Below are 18,889 nucleotides of genomic sequence, written 5' to 3' on the forward strand. Positions count from 1 at the left end.
CCATTGCGTTTGTTTTCGCAATTTAGGGGTCCCTTATGCGCCTTGGTTATCTTCTCGCTTCCATTGCCACGATTGCTATGACGTCTTCGGCCATGGCTGAAGAGACATTCACCGCTAAACTGGCAGGTCACGCCTATCTGCCAGCTCTGACGCTGATAACACCGCCTGCCGATGCACCCCGCGACGCCTGGGTTTCCGGCAAGTTCACCGGCAAGGCACGCAATGACAAGCCAATGAGCGTCATGGGCGATGTCGGCAAGGCCTATGGCAGCCACACCACTGGCATCTCGCTTCCCTTCATCGGCCAGCCGGTACAGGGCATGTCAGGTTTCGCGATGAGCCGCGCAGCCGATGGCAGCATTTTCACACTGACCGACAACGGTTTTGGCACCAAGGCCAACAGCCCGGATGCATTGCTGTTCTTCCACCGCATGAAGCCTGATTTTGAAACCGGCAAGGTTGAGCGCGTGGAATCGGTATTTCTGCGCGATCCCGACAAGAAAGTGCCGTTCCGCATCGCTTATGAAGGCACCGATGGCCGTTACCTGACCGGTGCGGATTTTGACCCGGAAAGCATTCAGTATCTCAATGACGAAATCTGGATTGGTGATGAGTTTGGCCCTTACATCATTCGCGCTGGTCTCGATGGCCGCGTGAAAGCCGTCTATCCAACCATGCTCGATGGTAAGCAGCTGACAGGACCGGATACACCGGGCATCGTCGTGCCAGCGGTGGCCGGCAAGGATTATCGCGTTCAGCGTTCGGGTGGTTACGAAGGCATGGCATTGCAGCCAAAGACCAACCAGCTCTGGGCCATGCTTGAAAAGCCGCTTTTTGACGACAGTGGCAAGCCGGAAGGCGATTTCCTGCGCGTCATCACTTTCGACACCGGTAAGGGCGAATGGACAGGCAATAGCTACCGTTTCCGTTTGGCTGAAGGCGCAACCGCTATCGGCGATTTCAACTTTGTCGATGACACCCGTGCGCTGGTCATCGAGCGTGACAATGGCGAAGGCGATCCAAGCCTTGAATGCAAGACCGACGATCTTTCGGCCTGCTACCCGCTGCCAGCCAAGGTCAAGAACATCGTTCTCGTCGATACATCGAAGATCGACGCAGACGGCTACATCCATCGTATCGGTCATATCAATCTGATGGACATTCAGGACCCTGACAACAAGACAATCCTGAAGACCGCAGCAGCACGCGAGCTCAAGGGCAAGTTTACCTTCCCGTTCTTCACCATTGAAGACGTGATGCGCGTTGACGATACGCATATCCTGATCGCCAATGACAACAATCTGCCATTCTCGGGCGGTCGCCAGATCGGCGAAGCTGCGAATAACGAGTTTATCCTGCTCGAAGTCGCAGATTTCCTAAACGCCAAGTAAGTCTCGTTCTGAACCACTGACGGGCACTGCATATTGCGGTGCCCGCTTGCGCATTCTGCAAAATAAAGACATTGCTCAGCTCCATAGTCGGCAGACAGCGAAGAGCAGAGAAGCAGAATGACCGTTAGAGAGATCGTCAAATTTCCGGATGCAGCTTTGCGTGCAGCAGCAGCACCTGTCACCGTCTTTGATAATGATCTGCGTCTTCTCGCACAGGATCTGCTCGACACGCTGCGCGCAGCACCCGGCATCGGCATCACAGCTCCGCATATCGGCGTTCTGACGCGTGTTGTGGTGCTTGAGCTTTCCGGCCCCGGCAGCGCCAAGACCTATATCAATCCTGAAATCACATGGGCTTCCGATGAGAAAATTCGCCATCAGGAAGGGAGCGTCTCCATGCCAGGTGTCGTGGACGATGTTGAACGACATGCGCGCATTCATCTGCGTTATCAGGATATCGATGGCACGGAGCAGACTGAAGAATCCGATGGCTTGCTCTCTGTGTGCCATCAACACGAGATTGACCAGCTCGACGGTATTTTCTGGCTTCAGCGCCTTTCAAAACTCAAGCGCGATCGCCTTATCAAGCGCTATCAAAAGCTTTCAAAGTAAAAACGAAAATCAGCAATTCAGCGAAAGTTTTCGCAGCCGCCTGGCCGGAATAGATGCAGTTCCTCAATCTGAAACGCTGATCCGGAACACGAGAGCGTGTTGCGGTTGATTGTATCCGCTGCGCTCGCTCTATCTCTTTGTTCTTGCGCATGTCGTTATCGGATCGTAGCGGGATTAAGAAATCAGTCCAGTGGACTGATTTCTCCGCGAAGGCGGTTCCCATTTTTCAGCGAGCCTGTTGCTCGCGCCGATATCTCAGGCAGCGTTAGCCACCTGGCTGGCAGTTCATATTGGTGAATGCTGTGAGCTCGTTCTTGTTTTCACTGAAGCCAAAAGCTTTGACGGTGAGCTTGCCAATCATCGTATCGTTGCACAGCATGATTGAGGTCGGCTTTTTACCTGCAAGCGTCATATCGCAAATACCACCGAAGCTTTCATTTCCGTTATCGTTCTGCGTTCCGATTAAGAGATCGCATTTCAGCTTTGCAGCAATACCCAGCTGGGTCAGATCTTTCGCAAATTCATCGCTGCGTTCTGATATCTCTTTTGCATCAGTGATATCGCGCACATTTATTGTTTCGGCAGCCACTGGCGCAGTCAAGAAAATCAAACCGGCAGTCATTAAGCTCGCCAATCGGAAATACATGTTTTCGTCTCCTAAGCTGTAATCAGAACTGATTTCGCAGAACAGTTTATCAATACAATCACTTTGCCCGCGTCCAGCCCCTATATGAATTATGGTGAACCCAACGGGCAAGGTTATATCTCATCAGCGCTTACCCAAGTTTGCGGTAAGCGGGAAGACGGCAGCTTTTGCAAAGGCCAGGATACGGTTTTTCGCTCCGTTACGCCTACGAAACGGAATATTTGACCGGCGCTCTATCTCTTTGAAAAAGATGGCACTATGTCGATTTAATAAACCTAAAGGAGACTATTGTTTAGCGACTCTGATGGTCGCTGGAGAGGTCTTTTTCCTCTTCCGGATGAGTGATGGAGTATCTGAATCAGCTCGTCCTCACTGTCAGGCACTATAGGGCGATTTGGTAAAGAATGTCTACGTCTAACCGCAGAAAAGCGCTCAATCCCGATTTCAACCGCTGAATCATCAGGCAGCCGTTTCACGTCTGACTACCTCTGCCTTAAGCCTCCCCGAGCCGCCCGGTAGAAATAGAGCCCGCACCGCAATGTTTGCCGAGCACACAACACGTTTGCTTGCCACATAACGTCTCAAGATTAAGTCTGCCCCACTCCTAACCATCGGCAAGGCACAGCACTCGCTTTTAAAGCTGAGCTTTCAGAAGCGAGTGCAGATATAGAAGCAGCGGATCTCGGCGCAGCTTGAGAGCGGAACCAGTCGTTCAAGAAACTCTGAATGCGCGGTGTCCTTATTTTACCAAATCAAATGATGTCTGTCGGCCAGCTTTGTGAATCTACGCCATTCTCCGACACGCGAGCGACCAGCGCACCGGATCAGCCAACATCAGGTTTTACTGCCCAGGAGATAGAAGACCGATTCTCCCACAAGTATTGTTACTCTCTTCAGCAATCTTGCTTGAATGCGAGAGGGAATCTCATAATTTCAGATCACAAGCCTGAATAGACTGCCGTCTATTATCCTTAATTCTCTTTATATTCAGGCAGATAGGATGTTTTCGATTCGTCTGGACTAAGATTCCGGAGAGGCAAACCTGGGGCGATAACCATTTGTTAATATACGCCCCTTGCAGCAAAATAAGAATCGGACATAATGACGGTATTTAGACGGTATTAGTTCCAGTGCCGTCACTAGGGATCCCAAGTCTATGAATATCGCAAATAAAGCAGAGCAAGTGTCGTTCGACGACATGATATTGACGCAAGGGCGAGAGATATCGCGCAAGCTCAATCTGCTGCGTCATGAAAACTTCCCGCCAGATGCGCGCAAGAACTTGCGTCAGTTTTCCATGGCCGAAGCTGCTTACTTCCTTGGTGTATCTCCGAGCAATCTTAAGAAGCTTCATCTGGAAGGTAAGGGCGTTGAGCCGATCATCCTTTCGGGTGGACGTCGCGCTTACACAATCGAGCAGCTGCAGGAACTGCGCCAGTGGCTCGATCAGAACGGTCGTGCTGAGGTGAAGCGCTATGTTCCACATCGCCGTGGCAATGATAAATTGCAGGTTATCGGCGTTGTGAACTTCAAAGGCGGTTCCGGCAAGACAACGACTGCCGCACATTTGGCGCAGCATCTCGCCCTCACCGGCCATCGTGTGCTTGCCATTGACCTTGATCCTCAGGCGTCACTGTCAGCTCTGCACGGTATTCAGCCTGAGCTTGATGAATTTCCATCGCTCTATGAAGCTGTTCGCTATGACGAACAACGCAAGTCGATCCGCGAAATCATTCGTAAGACCAATTTCCCTGGTCTCGACATCATCCCTGCAATGCTGGAGCTGCAGGAATATGAATATGACACACCGCTTGCAATGCAGAATGGTGGCGAAGGCAAAACCTTCTGGAACCGCATTGCGGTTGCTCTTGCTGAGGTGGATGCCGATTATGATGTTGTCGTCATCGATTGCCCGCCACAGCTTGGCTATCTGACGCTGACCGCTCTATCGGCCGCTACATCGGTTCTCATCACGGTTCACCCGCAGATGCTCGATCTAATGTCGATGTCGCAGTTCCTGCTTATGCTGGGCGATATTCTCAAGACAGTTCGTCAGGCTGGTGGCGCAGTTCAGCTCGATTGGTTCCGCTATCTGATCACGCGTTACGAACCGACCGATGTTCCTCAGGCGCAGATGGTTGGCTTCATGCAAAGCATGTTGGCATCGCACATGCTCAAGCATCAGATGCTGAAATCAACCGCCATATCGGATGCGGGTCTTACCAAGCAGACACTGTATGAAGTCGAACGCTCTTCCATGAACCGCGGAACTTATGATCGCGCTATGGAAGCCTTGGAAGGCGTTAATTCGGAAATTCGTGGGCTTATTCATGAGGCCTGGGGTCGTTAGACGGCAGTCTAATTCGGAAAATATGGAATAAAATCAGGCTTATGACTGGTTTAAGGATAAGAGAATGGCACGGAAGAACATTTTTCAGAGCGTAATGCAGACCGAAGAAGCGGAAGAAAAGTCCGTTTCGCCGGTCGAAAATGTTTCGCGCCGTTTTGGTGCTGCAAAGTCTTTGTCTGCATCTATTGATGAACTTGCCAAGCAGGCTTCTCAGAAGCTCGATGGTGAAGCCATCGTTGAACTTGATCCTGCCGTTCTTGATGCATCTTTCATCGCTGATCGCCTGCCTGAAGCGGATGATCAGGAATATGCCGAGCTTCTGGAAGCTGTTCGCGAACGTGGACAGGATAGTCCTATTCTCGTGCGCCCTCACCCGGAGACCAGCGGTCGCTATATGATCGTTTTTGGTCATCGTCGTGCAAAGGTTGCTCGTGAGCTTGGCATCAAGGTCAAGGCTGTCATCAAGCCATTGGCTGATCTTGAGCATATTCTGAGCCAGGGTCAGGAAAACTCTGCGCGCGCCAATCTCAGCTTCATAGAGCGTGTTCTGTTTGCCGCTCGGCTTGAGGAACTGCAATATAGCCGCGAAGCCATTCAGGCCGCTCTTTCTATCGATTATCAGACATTGTCGAAGATGTTGACGATTCCTCGCGCTATCTCGGAAGAGATGCTCGTGGCTATCGGACCAGCAAAAGGCGTTGGTCGCGATCGCTGGCTTGAACTGCGCAAGCTGATTGAGATGCCTGGCAAGGCAGATGCTGCGCGCGAACTGATGGATACTGATGCATTCAAGGCAGCACAGTCGAGCACGCGCTTTGAACAGCTTTATGGTCACCTGAAAGGTTCAAACCAGAAGAAGGCGGTTACGAAGGCCGCTTCGCGTACTGGTTCGACCTGGAATGCCGCTGACAAGAGCGTCAGCGCAACCATCAAACAGAATGGCAAGACAGCAACACTGGCGCTCAGTGCCGCCAATGGACCGCGTTTTGCCGAATGGATTTCGCGTAATCTGGATACGCTTTATGCGTCATTCAGCAACGACGAGAAGTGAGTAAGCGTACTGGGTGAGGGAACTTATCCTCGCCTGTCCTGCGTAACGTATAAAAGTGGAAGAGTGCAGGTGGTGGTCATCTGCATAATTTAACGAAGAGGAAACAGCAGCAAAAGAAAAAGGCCCCCAAACGTCGCCGCGTGGAAGCCCTTCTCATTGGTTTAGCAGCTAGAGAATCGCAAATTCACGAATCACTGTCAAGTGTATTTAGCGTCATTTTGGCGGGTGGATTTCTTTTGCCTTGTGGAAGGTGAAAGAAAATGGAGTCTCAATTCGGCCTGACGCCATTTGGCAGTCAGCGGATGACGCATGCCTTGTTGGCAGTGCATCAAAAAGCGAGAGAAATCCCTCAGGGAGCAGCCGCAGATAAGTGGCAGCTTCATCGTTGGCTGTGTGAAGGCAAGAATATCATTGGCATCAGTGATCGTTCTTTGGCTGTTCTATCAGCCTTGCTGTCATTCTATCCTGAAAATACGCTGGTCGAATCCGGCGCTCTGGTCGTGTTTCCATCAAACAAGCAGCTGGCCTTGCGTGCGCATGGTATGGCCGATGCAACATTGCGTCGTCATCTCGCAGCGCTGGTCGAAGCTGGTATCATTACCCGTCAGGACAGCCCGAACGGCAAACGCTATGCCCGTCGCAGCAAAACCGGCGAGTTAAAGGTTGCATTTGGTTTCTCACTCGCGCCGCTTCTTATCCGTGCGTCCGAGTTTGAAGCTGCAGCTGAACAAGTCAAAGCCCAAAAGGCTGCTCTGCGTGAGATCCGTGAACAGCTCACTTTGCTGCGCCGCGACATTTCAAAGCTGCTCGAATTTGCAATCGAAGCATCGCTTCCCGGTCCTTGGGATGAACTGAAAGTCGAGTTCCGTGCAGTTGTCGACAGCATTCCACGTCGTGCAGAGATGCAGGAACTGGCTATATTGGTCGCAAAACTGCAGGATATTCATGCTTCTGTTGATAAGGCTTTGAATAATAATCAAAAAGTTCAAAATCTGAGCGACAATGAATCCCAAAATGAGCGGCAGCTTAATGAATCAAAACCAGATTCCCATTTTGATAAAGACGTTGCAAATTCGAACAACAGCGCGATTACAACACAGACGAACAGCGCTTACGAAACGCACGAAACCACTATTTCTCTCGATTTCGTTCTCAGAGCATGTCCAGAGATTGGTGCTTACGCATCAGCTCCTATCAGCCATTGGGAACATTTGATCGCAACAGCAGAGAAAGTAAGAGGTTTTATCGGTATCGATAATAAACTCTATGAGATGGCTCTGAAGATGCTTGGAAGACAGAATACGGCTATCACAATTGCCTATCTGCTGCAGCGTTATAACGATATTCGCTCTGTAAGTGGCTATCTTCGCATTCTTACGGAAAAGGCTGCTGAAGACGCGTTTTCTGTAAAAGCTCTCATGGTCAGCGCCCTGCATATTCAGCAAAGACAACGACAACTCTCCTGATGACCTCATGAAACAAGGCTTTTGAAGGAATGAGGCACAGTCAGTCCGTTGAAACTTAACAAAGGGTTAACTTTCGTAAACGGGTCATGGCGGCATAAACGAGGGCTGAAAGGGCAATTCGAAGACAGGCGCTTGCAAAGCTTTTGACGAAATGAAACCTAAAAAGCGCAGGAAACTCAATTCCATACGCTCTGAAGGCTTAAGGCAGTGTTCTTCACTCAAGGCTACTCCACCAGTTCGGCATAGACGAGATAACGAAGTGGGCCTTGTGTAACGGCATCAAAGGGATAACAGGTCGCTAGAACCAGGTTTGAGCCGGAAGCGTGAATATCGATCTGGGCTTCATCCCAGCGGGTGACGGTCATCTGAGTGGCGCGATAAGTGAATATCTTACCGTCATCCCGGGTGATGCGAATGAGATCGCCTTTCTCGACGTCTTTGAGAAAAGCAAAATGTGTGTCGCGATGTGCTGCATAGACGGCTGTTCCGGTTTCACCGGCCTTTGGTGTGTTCTGTAAATGGCCGGGACCAAAGGCCAGAGCCTGTCCGCTTGCGCCATTAAGAGCAATTGCTGATGCAGCCAGTCGTGGCGCTTCGATACGGGCTACCGGCCAGGTATCGGCCCAGCTCCACGGTTTGACTTTGTCACCTGAGACGATGCTTTGCGTGAAAGCCCGCTCCAGAAGGATTTGTGCTGCATAGGCTTTTGCGTGAATCCAAAGACCGTGGCCAAAAAGAACAAGACCACAGACCATCACGGCAACAGACAGAAGGGTGAGGGGGGAGCGCAACAAGGCGCGCTCCTTTGTCTTTGTATTTTGAGCGATAACGATACTCATCATGCATTCCCCCTGCGGCGTGAGAACCAGAAGATCAGGAAACCGATGAAAAGAACGCCCAGACCCTGCAGCATATTAAGTGTTGCCGGTGTTGCGGTTTGCGGCAGAGGCGTTGCAGGTGCCGGAACGCTCGGCATATTGACACGTTTCTGAGTGCGAACCTTGATCTGGTCCTGCCCGGCATCCGCATGGTCAAGCACGCTGCGGTCTGCACGAATGCCAAACAAAGTCTCGAAATCCCATCCGGCAGGAAGTTCCAAAGGAATATCAGCACGGGTGAGGGGTGTGTTTGCAGGACGTGCTGGCGTCTGATCGACAGCGACAAGACTTGTGAGACGTGTCACCAGATGGTGTTCCAATGCCAGATTGAGGATACGCGTGTCGGCTGCCAAGACTGAAATCTTGCCGAGCTTCATGTCCACTTCCGCATCATCGATTTTGCGACGAGCCCAAATTTTCGAAATGCCTTCCGCGGGGCTTGCTGCATCAAGTGACAGGGTGATCGTCCAGGGACGGATTCCAACTGTACCTTGAACTGTAATGGTGCCAGTTGCATTTTTTGTACGGGCAGCAATCACCAACGGTTCGCCATGATAGATATCCGGTACAATGCCGGGTGTCAGATTGGCGCCTTCCTGTGAGAAATTGACCTTTAGATCGGTGACAGCGGGATTCTGCAGCTTATCAAAGAGTTCACGCATACGCTGTTCCAGCTCTTCAGAAGAACCGATATGTGTGAAGGTGCCGCGACCAAGTTCCGAAGCCTTGCTCATCAGGTAAGTATTGGGTGCTGAGCCGATGCCGACCATGAAGAGGCGCGAGCGGTCACGGCGCGATGCGATGACATCGAACATCTGCTGTTCGTTGCTGATTTCGCCATCAGTCAGGAACACGATCTGGCGCAAACCATCTTTCTGGTGGCTGTCATCAAGAGCCGCGTGCAGTGCGGGCAGCATTTCTGTTCCGCCGACAGCTTCGAGGCTGGCAACATACTGGCGGGCATCATTGATATTCTGCTGTGTGGCATCGACGGAATCCTCAAAGAACTTGGTCAGCGTGTCGTCGAACCGAATGACATTGAAACGGTCGCCGGGATTGAGATGCGAGAGGCCATAATCGAGACTGGCTTTGGCTTGTGTCATCGATGTGCCACCCATCGAACCTGAATTATCGATGACGAAGACGATCTCACGCGATTGCGCTGCATTGGTTTTGGCAAGCGGAGGGGTCACATAGGCAAGCACATAGTCCGCATTGCCGACCCGTTCACGAAACAGCCCGACATTCGGCATATCCGTGTGGGCTGCTTGCCATTCGAGCACGAAGTCGCGATCCGCTGTGGCTTTTCCATCGAGAACGATTTTGGCTGTCTGCTCGTTCTGTCGATCAATTCGCACAGGATGATAAAGGCTCTTGATATCGGTTGCGGGGAAACCGGGTTTGAGATCGACCGTGATCGTTACCGGATTGATACGCTCCTCACCGGGTATGATGAGCGGTGTTTCAATTGCGCTGTTGTCCGGGCCGGGCGCTGGTCGCGTTTTAGGCTGTCCCCACCCACCGGAAAGATCGGCGCTTTGTTCGATCGGATCGCTATTTTCAGGATTATAGCGCGGCGCCACAACAAGCGGCAGGCGCAGAGAAAAGCGATTGTCGCTGAGACGCACAGCCTGCTGATATTCAATCTGGATGACGACTTTCTCGTGCGGACCCAGATTGGCGACAGCATTGGTAAAGATGTTTGGCCGCTGCTGCTCGATGAGCGCAGCCTTCTTGCCTTCGCTCTTGGCTTTCTCGTAGATTTCGCGTGCGGCCTGCTTTTCCTTGATGTCGGCAACGATAACCCTGTCGCCCACAATCATTTTCAGGGAATAGACCGCGCTGTCTTCCGGCAGCGGGAAAACATAGAGCCCTTCAACCCAGCCATTGGTCGGATTTTCAAAAATCTGGCTGAGGCGGGCGCGGGCGGTTGGGCCGCTGACATCGATATTGTAGTCAGTGCTGATGCGTGGAGCCTCGACATATTGACCTTCTTTGCTGCCTTGCAGCAGAAGGCTTCCGCTTTGTACTGCATTCGGCGTCAGATAGGCCGGCGTCTCAGCACGGGCCGAAGCCACGTTGAGAAGCGAAAGAACAACGGCAAGGATTGGCAGTATCAGCATGTTCACAAACCAGATGAGTTTGCAGAACTGCGAGAGGCTGATTGCCCTTCCGCTGCGATGAGAGTGTCTGATGGCAGGCGACATGATGCGCTCCTGTATCTATCGGATAACTGGAGACAATTTTTGCCAGAGCGGTGTTTTAGTGCCAGCGTAAGCTTTTCCAAGTTTTATCCGGACTTTGCCGCAAGCCACCTTGCCGGTTGCGCTTATGTGTGGAATTGTGAAGAGAAGTACGGATTCAGGAAGTTCTCATGTCTCAGCAAGATGCGGTTTTGCCCGATCAGATGAATAGCCGTGTCGCTGAACGTGTGCGTGAGGAGATCGCGCGGCGCAGAATTTCCCGTCAGCATCTGGCGGATGAGGCCCGCATCAGCCTATCGACGCTTGAAAAAGCATTGTCAGGACATCGACCTTTCACGCTTGCCACCATCATCCGGCTTGAGCAGGCCATGGGGTTTGAACTGCGCGATCAACTCGAAACGGAGAAGCCAAAGCCAGCCGCGCCGCATGGACATGCTGCAGAAGAATTGGGTGCTTATTCGCGTGCTGCCGTCTCATGGCTTGAAGGGACCTTCCTCACGCTTCGCCCTTCCTTCGGCAATCAATCCGATATTTTCGCTTATTGTACAGATATCAGCTGGGATGCCGAAAATACCCATCTGAAGTTTGAAGAGCGCGAGCGCACCGATACGTCTTTTTCGCAGCATGGACGTGTTTCTGTTCCGCATCTCTCAGGCCATGTTTATCTTGTAACCAATACGTCTGGCCAATACCGGATGGCGGTTCTGTCGCGCCCAAGCATCGCAGGTGAAATGTACGGCATTCTCACGACATTGCGGGCAGGGCAGGGCGCGCAACTGACACCTGTATCGGTGCCTCTGGCGCTTATACCGATGAAGGTTTTTGAAACGCCAGTCTTTGGGCGGATCACAGCCGCAGATCAGGCCTATGACCAATATTCGCGCTTTATCAGCAAGACTCTTGGCGATGGTTATGCAAGTTTTGTGACATCGGAATAGATGAATAAACAGTCTTACTTTATCTATTCTATTTACTACTAAATATGTCTGATTTAACAGTGTGATTTGCGTCTATTTCTCTTAAAATATTGAAATAGCAACAAATTATAGAGAGAATATTTCCTTAATTATGTTCAAATAACCGACTTGCCTAATATATAAAATACCTCATTATTATTTTGCTGCCGCTGGCTGCAAAATGGAGAGGGATAATGAAGCATCGCGTAATTGGTCCTGCCTTTGTAACGTTTCTTTCAAGTACAGCCATTATTACAATCAGTAGTTTTATACTGAAAGCAGACCCGGCCTTGGCGGCCTGTTCATTTTCTCCCACACTTGGCGACGATACCTATATTTGCGATAGCGGCACATCTGCGACCGGGCTGACCGATATAAATGGCAATAACACTTTGCTGTTGCCAGCAGGCGGAACGGGTACAGTCAACGGCAACGTGACCTTCGGCGCAGGCACGGACCGGATCGAAGTTCATTCAGGCACGATTGCAGGCAATGTGGTTCAGGGTGACGGAGCGGATGCATTTATCATTTCGGGCGGAACCGTCACCGGCAATATCCAGCAGGGCAGCGGCATTGATGATTTCCGCATGACGGGCGGCGAGATCGGATCACTCAATCAGGGTGATGCGCTTGATACGTTCTTCATGTCGGGGGGCCGGATTGTCGATGCCTTCGACGATGGCGATTACGCCGTCATGACCGGCGGCCGTATCGGTCGCGTCAACATGAAGCTCGACAACAATTACTTCAATATGTCCGGCGGTACCATCGATCGCAATCTGGTGGCCGGTTTCGGTGATGATACGATCATCCTCTCCAATGGCATGATCGGCGGCAATATCAGCGTCAGCGGCGGCACCGATAGCGTGACGATTACCGGTGGTACGGTTGCAGGCGATATTCTTCTGAGCTTCGGCAATGATCAGTTTAACTGGAATGGCGGCGGGATCGTCTATGGAAATATTGATCTGGGGGCCGACAACGATACTGCGGTTCTCACCAATCTGACAGACGCCAATATCGGCGCGACCAAGCGTCTGACAGGCGGCGAGGGCGTTGATGCACTGACTTTCAACAATGTCAAAACCGGCAAGGTTGCCCGCTTTGACAGTTGGGAGACGATCAACCTCACCAATGATACGCGGCTGATTTTTGACACGACCCTGACGCTTGGCGATGCCGGGACAGGCACCGGAACGCTGAATGTCGATGCCAGCAGCACGATCTATGGCGGTTCGGCACAAAGTGGCATCAATGCCTTTTCGGCCAGCCAGCTCGCTTCTGTCGTCAATGCCGGTCGTATCGATCTGACCAATGGTGGTTCAAGCACGAGCGACACATTTACGATCAAGGGCAACTATACAGGCCAAAACGGTCTTCTCTTCGTCGATACTGTGCTTGGCGCGGATGCGTCACCATCAGATAAGCTGGTCATCGATACGGGAAATGCTTCCGGCTCGACCGGTATTGTCGTCAACAATGTGGGCGGGGCGGGCGCTTCGACCGTTTCAGATGGCATTATGGTTGTGCAGGCGCTTAACGGTGCCACGACCGCAAACGGTGCCTTTGCGCTTAATGGCCGCGTTGCAGCTGGTGCTTACGAGTATTTCCTCTTCAGAGGCGGCGTGTCTGCCAATACGAATGAAAACTGGTATCTTCGTTCGACGCTGGTCAGCGGCAGTCAGCCTGCGCCTGTGGTTCCCGACCAGAATCTGACACCGGAAGCGCCGGAAAATACGGCTCCGCCGCCAGCACTGGAGCAGCCGCCGGCGACCCTGCCGGTCGATCCGAACGATCCCGATCCGGAAGATACCTCATCTCCTGTTACGGAAAATTCGCCTGAGCCTGAAGCGCCACCTGCACCGCCAGCCGCAGAAGCGGCCAATCCGCCCGCCAGTTCCAGCGGACAATCTGCAATCCCGCAAATAGGCTTTGAAGGTGCTGTTCCCCCATCACCGGGTGCCACGCGCGTCGAGGGCGATGTCGTTCCGCTTTATCGTGTCGAGGTGCCGGTCTATTCGGCTTTACCACCTGTGGCGCATCATCTGGCATTGACCACGCTCGGTACATTCCACGAGCGTCGTGGCGAGCAGGATCTCCTGAAAAGCGGCGGCTATCTGCCTGCGACCTGGGCTCGTCTGTTCGGTCAGGACATTGATATGAAGTGGCGCGGCACGGTTGCGCCGGGCCTTGATGGCAGACTCTTTGGCATTCAGGCAGGTCAGGACCTGTGGGGCCGCGAAACGGAGAGCGGCCATTCCGACCGCTTTGGCCTCTTCTTTGGCTATGCGCGGGTAACGGGTGATATTACGGGCCAGGCCTTGGGCTGGAATGATCTGGCCGTCGGCGATCTTGAAGTGACCGGCACCAGCTTCGGCGGCTACTGGACACATATCGGCCCGCAAGGCTGGTATCTCGATGCCGTGCTGATGGGCACATGGTATGGCGGCGATGCCAATTCCAATGAAGGGCAGGGCATCGATGTCGATGGCCATGGTGTTACGGCTTCGCTGGAAGGTGGCTATCCGATTGCGCTAAGCGAAAGCTGGAAATTGGAGCCACAGGCGCAGCTTATCTGGCAGAGCCTTTCGCTGGATGATCAGGCGGATCGGTACTCTTCGATTTCCTTCGATTCCGATAATGCCTGGACAGGGCGCATCGGTATGCGACTGCAAGGTGCCGAGGACACATCTATCGGCAAGCTGCGTCCATATCTGAAAGCCAATCTGTGGCAGAATTTTTCCTCCGATCAGACTGTGCGCTTTGCGACCGATCCGATTGTTACCGACATGAAAGGCACTTCGCTGGAGGTTGGCGGCGGTCTGACCCTCGATATAACCGAAAAGGCCAGCCTTTATGCGACTGCCGATTACACCACTAATCTTGGTGGTGAGCGCAGCCGCATCTGGGAAGGTAATATCGGTTTGAATGTGAAGTGGTGAAATTGCAGTCGCGGCCATTTCTGAACTGATGCGTGCGCAGCTCTGTTAACCGACTTGCTGCGGTCACATCCGCGTGATAATTGCGTCTCCTGCCAATTCTAAAGCATGTCACCCAAAAGTGGGAACCGGTTTTGGGATAATGACATGCTTGAAAATAGAGACTTAAAGCGTGTCGTATGGACCAGATATAATATGTCACGCTTTAGGAGTACGCCGTGGAACGACTGATCGAACGCAGCCTTTTCGCCAGTCGCTGGCTGATGGCACCCATGTATATTGGCCTTGCTATGGCGCTGGTCATTCTGGTCTGGGTTTTCATCGTTGAGCTGTGGCGCTTTGCCATGATCGTCCCGTCAATGACGGTCAATGATGCGGTTTTGGGCGTGCTGGCGCTGATCGATCTCAGCCTTGCTGCCAATCTTCTGATGATCGTGATCTTTGCAGGCTACGAAAACTTCGTCAGCCGCATGGATCTCGCCGATCACAAGGATCGTCCTGATTGGCAGGGTGAAGTCGATTTCTCGGCGCTCAAGCTCAAGCTCGTCGCCTCCATCGTGGCGATTTCCGGTATCCATCTTCTCAAAGTGTTCATGGACGTCGCCAAATACTCCGCCGATCACATCAAATGGATGGTGATCATTCATCTGGTTTTCGTGATTTCCGGCGTGCTTCTGGCCGCAATGGACTGGATTGCCAATCACGGCAAGACGCTTAAAAAGTCCAAGGCATCGAAAGCCCAAGCCTAGGCTCAGGACCCATTAATTTAATGGAAATGGTGTGAGACCATTCGTTTGGATACGAACAAAAAAGGCGAAGGAAATGTGGTTCATTTTCGAGCCTTTTTGACAAAGTAGCCGAGCGGATGGGCCACATCCTCCGGACACCGAAATGAACTGGCGATCCGCTTCGTCAAGCCGCTCTAACGGGGGAAAACACCCCGTTCTTCACGTCTTTCCTTGCATATCTGGTCATTTCAGGTGCCATTTCATCAAATTAATGAGTACTGAGCCTAATCATGCAGTGATTGCGTCGGCTTCGCGCAGGCGATAGCCAACGCCTGTTTCTGTCAGAATATAATGCGGCTGATCGGGAGATTTCTCGATTTTCTGGCGCAGCTGGCGGACATAGATGCGCAGATATTGCACATCGGCCGCCGGTCCCCACACATGGCTCAGAATATATTGATGCGTCAGCACCTTGCCGGCGTGCTGCACAAGCAGACGCAGGATTTCATATTCCTTGGGCGAGAGCTTTATCTCCGCATCATCAAGCTTCACGATGCGCCTGACCAGATCGACCGATAAACCATCACTCTGAAAAACCGGCTTCTCGCCTTGCTGGTGCAGTTTATGGCGCAGCGCCACCCGCGTTCTTGCAGCCAGTTCCTTCATGCCAAAAGGCTTGGCTACATAATCGTCCGCACCGGCTTCTAGGGCGCGCACAATGCCCGCCTCATCGGTACGGCTTGAAAGGATGAGGACTGGCAGTGTCTGTCCCCGTTCGCGCCACAGACGCAGAAGTTCGTGGCCGTCCGTATCGGGCAAGCCCAGGTCAAGCAGAACGAGATCGGGCTTTTCGCTCTCAAGCAACAGGTCTGCTTCGCGCGCATTGGCCGCTTCAATGATCGTATAGCCTTCGGTCGTAAGCCCCACCCGCAGCAATTTGCGAATGGGTGGCTCGTCATCGACGACCAGAATTTTCGGCTTTGGATCGTTCATGAGTTCCTGTCTATCTCTTGAACCGGCAGCGGTATGGTTATCGTAAAACGGGCACCGGAACCCTCAGCCCTGTTTCCGGCCCGAACAGTTCCGCCCATTGCTTCTGTGAAGCCGCGGGCAATGGAAAGGCCTAAGCCCGTTCCTGCCTGTACGTGATCACCCTTGCGAACGCGATAGAATGTATCGAAAACCCGTTCAAGATCGATATCGGGAATACCGGGACCATGATCGCTGATTTCAAGCACCACATGACCACGCTCGACATGCGCTTCAAGCGCGATTTCTGATCCCTGCGGCGCATATTTTGCGGCATTATCGAGAAGATTGAACAATACCTGCTCAAACAAGACCGCATCAAGCCGCAGCATGGGAAGATCGGCTGCGACCGCCACCTGAAGCTTGTGATGCGCGAGAATCTTGACCGCGCGATGCAGCGCGGCTCCCACAATATCGCCGAGATAATGCAGCGACAGATTGGGTTCCATGGCACCTGATTCAATGCGTGTCATATCAAGCAGATTGGCGATGAAACGGTTCAGCCGTTCGGATTGCTCGACAATGGTCGATAGCAATTCGGTGCGGTCGCTTTCGGGCAGCGAAACGGAATAGTCGCGCAATGTTGTGGCGGCTCCCATGATACCCGCAAGTGGTGTTTTAAGATCGTGCGATATGGAGGTGAGAAGCGCCGAGCGGAGCTTGTCTGCCTCTGCGGCAAGCTTGGCGCGTTCAACATCGCCCACAAGCTGCACACGCTCGATCGCAATGGCGGCCTGATCACTGAGCGCTTCAAAAAGTCTCTGCTGTTCGGGTGTCAGGATTGGCCCCTGCCGATCATTATCGAGCCCGATCACGCCGACGGACGTGCGCGCCGTCTTGAGCGGCAGATAAAGCCGCTTGGCGCCCGGCAGCGTATCCGCACCCCGACCGGCTGGCAGTTCATGTTCCCAAGCCCAGTGAGCTGCAGCAATATCGGCATCGACAAGACTGTCATCGGGCGGGTAGCCCGCGCGAACCGCAATGCCTTCACCTTCGGGAAGCAGGATGACAACGCGCACTTTCAGCATCGAGGCGATCTGAAAGGCGGTTGCCCAGAGCACATCATCGAGCGAACCAGTTCCCGCCAGCTTCTTGCTGAAAAGATAAAGATCCTCGGTCATGTTTGCGCGCTGCCGTGCCGCTGCTGCCTGACGCTGCACGCGGCTTGCCAGATTACTGGCGACAAAGCTGACAAGCAGAAAGAACGAAAGCGCTACCACGCTTTCTGGGTCTGCGATAGACAGCGTGTAGAGCGGCGAGAGGAAGAAGAAGTTATAGGCAAAAGCGCTTAACACCGACACGAACAGCGCTGGCCAAAGACCGAGCGTAACCGCAACGCCAAGAACGCCTACAACGAAAACCAGAGCGATGCTTCGCACATCCAAAAACTGGTCGAGCAGAAGCCCGACACCAAGCGCGCAGGCCGTGACCAGTGAGGCCGCGAGATAAGGCTTGATGTTAAAGGCGCTCGGTTGACTTGCGGTTTTGACACCACGCGTCGTCCCCGCCTTGTCGCGGTCGGCAGTCGAGGTGATATGAACATCGATCGCGCCTGAATGGCGGATAAGATCATGCCCGACAGAGCCTTCGATTGCCTCGCGCCAGCGCGACTTTGCCGATTTTCCGGCAACGATATGCGTGTAATTATGTGTTGAGGCGTAACGCACCAAATCTTCGGCAATATTCTGGCCGGGAATAATCACGGTTTCGCCGCCAAGCCTTTCGGCCAGGCGCATGGTTGCCGAAATCCGGTCCTTTGCTTCATCGGACAGATTGGCCGAACGCGGTGTTTCAATGTGAATGGCAGCCCAGGGCGCCCGCATCCGATCGGCAAGCCGCCGCGCATAGCGCACCAATGAAGCACTGCTTATGCGCTGGTCGATGGCAACCAGAACACGATCACCCGCAGCCCATGGCCCTTCAATGGCATGTGCCCGCATATGGGTCAGCAATTGTTCGTCAACCCGCTGTGCGGTGCGGCGAAGTGCAAGTTCGCGCAGGGCAGTCAGATTGCCTGGAGAAAAATAGTTGCGGATCGCACGCTTGGCGGTTTTCGGCAGATAGATCTTGCCCTGGTCAAGCCGCTTGATGAGATCGTCGGGTGTGAGATCAATCAGCTCGATATCATCGGCCCGGTCGATAATACTGTCGGGCACGGTTTCGCGTACGCGGATGCGGGTAATCTGCGCCACCACATCATTGAGACTTTCGACATGCTGAATATTGAGCGTGGTATAAACATCGATCCCGCGCGCCAGAATTTCCTCGACATCCTGATAGCGCTTGGGATGACGGCTGCCCGGTGCATTGGTGTGGGCAAGCTCATCCACCAGAACCAGTTGCGGCTGTCTTTTGAGGATGGCATCGATATCCATCTCATCGAGCTGGTGGCCATGATAGGACACCGGCTTGCGGTCGATGATTTCAAGCCCATCGACAAGCGCTTCCGTTTCCTGTCGCCCATGCGTCTCGACAATGCCGATCACCACATCAATGCCGTCCGCTTTGCGCGCCCGTCCCGACATCAGCATTTCATAGGTCTTGCCGACGCCGGGTGCTGCTCCCAGAAATATCTTGAGACGGCCGCGCGTTTCGCGCTCTGCCTGTTCAAGCAGCGCATCGGGGGAAGGCCTCATATC

13 protein-coding genes are annotated in these 18,889 nt (G+C 53.0%); 8 read left to right on the forward strand and 5 right to left on the reverse strand.

Going from position 1 to position 18,889, the window contains the following annotated elements; translation table 11 throughout:
* Positions 1-35: 35 nt before the first annotated feature.
* Both ABWV94_RS08915 and ABWV94_RS08920 read left to right on the forward strand, forming a co-directional pair.
* Positions 36-1,391: an esterase-like activity of phytase family protein gene (locus tag ABWV94_RS08915; protein ID WP_353413267.1), complete on the forward strand. Its 1,356-nt coding sequence runs from the start codon at positions 36-38 to the stop codon at positions 1,389-1,391.
* A gap of 117 nt (positions 1,392-1,508) precedes the next feature.
* Entirely contained in the window at positions 1,509-2,003 is a 495-nt protein-coding gene (locus ABWV94_RS08920; RefSeq protein WP_353413269.1) for a peptide deformylase, read from the forward strand.
* Positions 2,004-2,268: 265 nt separating this feature from the next.
* Here the strand turns inward: ABWV94_RS08920 and ABWV94_RS08925 are convergent, their stop codons facing one another.
* A complete protein-coding gene (locus tag ABWV94_RS08925) occupies positions 2,269-2,760 on the reverse strand; it encodes a hypothetical protein (protein ID WP_353413271.1) in 492 nt (163 codons plus the stop codon).
* Between the two features lie 1,045 nt (positions 2,761-3,805).
* Between ABWV94_RS08925 and repA the strand changes: the two genes are divergently transcribed.
* The 3 genes from repA (at position 3,806) to repC (ending at position 7,516) form a co-directional block, all read left to right on the forward strand.
* A complete protein-coding gene (gene repA / locus ABWV94_RS08930) occupies positions 3,806-4,999 on the forward strand; it encodes a plasmid partitioning protein RepA (protein ID WP_007877477.1) in 1,194 nt (397 codons plus the stop codon).
* A gap of 64 nt (positions 5,000-5,063) precedes the next feature.
* Positions 5,064-6,050: a plasmid partitioning protein RepB gene (gene repB / locus ABWV94_RS08935; RefSeq protein ID WP_353413273.1), complete on the forward strand. Its 987-nt coding sequence runs from the start codon at positions 5,064-5,066 to the stop codon at positions 6,048-6,050.
* Between the two features lie 260 nt (positions 6,051-6,310).
* Positions 6,311-7,516 carry a plasmid replication protein RepC gene (gene repC, locus ABWV94_RS08940; RefSeq protein ID WP_353413275.1) on the forward strand — a complete coding sequence of 402 codons (1,206 nt, stop codon included), beginning with the start codon at positions 6,311-6,313 and terminating at the stop codon, positions 7,514-7,516.
* Between the two features lie 224 nt (positions 7,517-7,740).
* Here repC and ABWV94_RS08945 read toward each other — a convergent pair whose 3' ends face one another.
* On the reverse strand, positions 7,741-8,355 hold the full coding sequence (locus tag ABWV94_RS08945) for a class GN sortase (protein ID WP_353413529.1): 615 nt from the start codon (positions 8,353-8,355) through the stop codon (positions 7,741-7,743).
* Positions 8,355-10,601, reverse strand: coding sequence for a marine proteobacterial sortase target protein (locus ABWV94_RS08950; RefSeq protein ID WP_353413277.1), 2,247 nt, complete (start codon positions 10,599-10,601; stop codon positions 8,355-8,357). Before ABWV94_RS08950 ends, ABWV94_RS08945 begins: the two co-directional genes overlap by 1 nt.
* Before the next feature lie 167 nt (positions 10,602-10,768).
* Here ABWV94_RS08950 and ABWV94_RS08955 point away from each other — a divergent pair, with 167 nt between their 5' ends.
* From ABWV94_RS08955 to ABWV94_RS08965, 3 genes are all read left to right on the forward strand, one after another.
* On the forward strand, positions 10,769-11,536 hold the full coding sequence (locus tag ABWV94_RS08955) for a helix-turn-helix domain-containing protein (protein ID WP_079213318.1): 768 nt from the start codon (positions 10,769-10,771) through the stop codon (positions 11,534-11,536).
* Positions 11,537-11,748: 212 nt separating this feature from the next.
* On the forward strand, positions 11,749-14,496 hold the full coding sequence (locus ABWV94_RS08960; RefSeq protein WP_353413279.1) for an autotransporter family protein: 2,748 nt from the start codon (positions 11,749-11,751) through the stop codon (positions 14,494-14,496).
* Positions 14,497-14,711: 215 nt separating this feature from the next.
* Positions 14,712-15,242: a TIGR00645 family protein gene (locus ABWV94_RS08965; protein WP_079213316.1), complete on the forward strand. Its 531-nt coding sequence runs from the start codon at positions 14,712-14,714 to the stop codon at positions 15,240-15,242.
* Positions 15,243-15,509: 267 nt separating this feature from the next.
* On the opposite strand, the gene ABWV94_RS08970 is transcribed toward ABWV94_RS08965, so the two are convergent.
* Both ABWV94_RS08970 and ABWV94_RS08975 read right to left on the reverse strand, forming a co-directional pair.
* The gene (locus ABWV94_RS08970) at positions 15,510-16,214 is read right to left on the reverse strand and encodes a response regulator transcription factor (RefSeq protein WP_113496418.1); all 705 of its coding nucleotides are present in this window, start codon (positions 16,212-16,214) and stop codon (positions 15,510-15,512) included.
* Positions 16,211-18,886 carry a DUF4118 domain-containing protein gene (locus ABWV94_RS08975; protein ID WP_353413531.1) on the reverse strand — a complete coding sequence of 892 codons (2,676 nt, stop codon included), beginning with the start codon at positions 18,884-18,886 and terminating at the stop codon, positions 16,211-16,213. The genes ABWV94_RS08970 and ABWV94_RS08975 overlap by 4 nt, the downstream gene beginning before the upstream one ends.
* Positions 18,887-18,889: the final 3 nt, after the last annotated feature.

This window comes from Brucella sp. NBRC 12953 (assembly GCF_040369775.1).
Taxonomy (GTDB): domain Bacteria; phylum Pseudomonadota; class Alphaproteobacteria; order Rhizobiales; family Rhizobiaceae; genus Brucella; species Brucella pseudogrignonensis.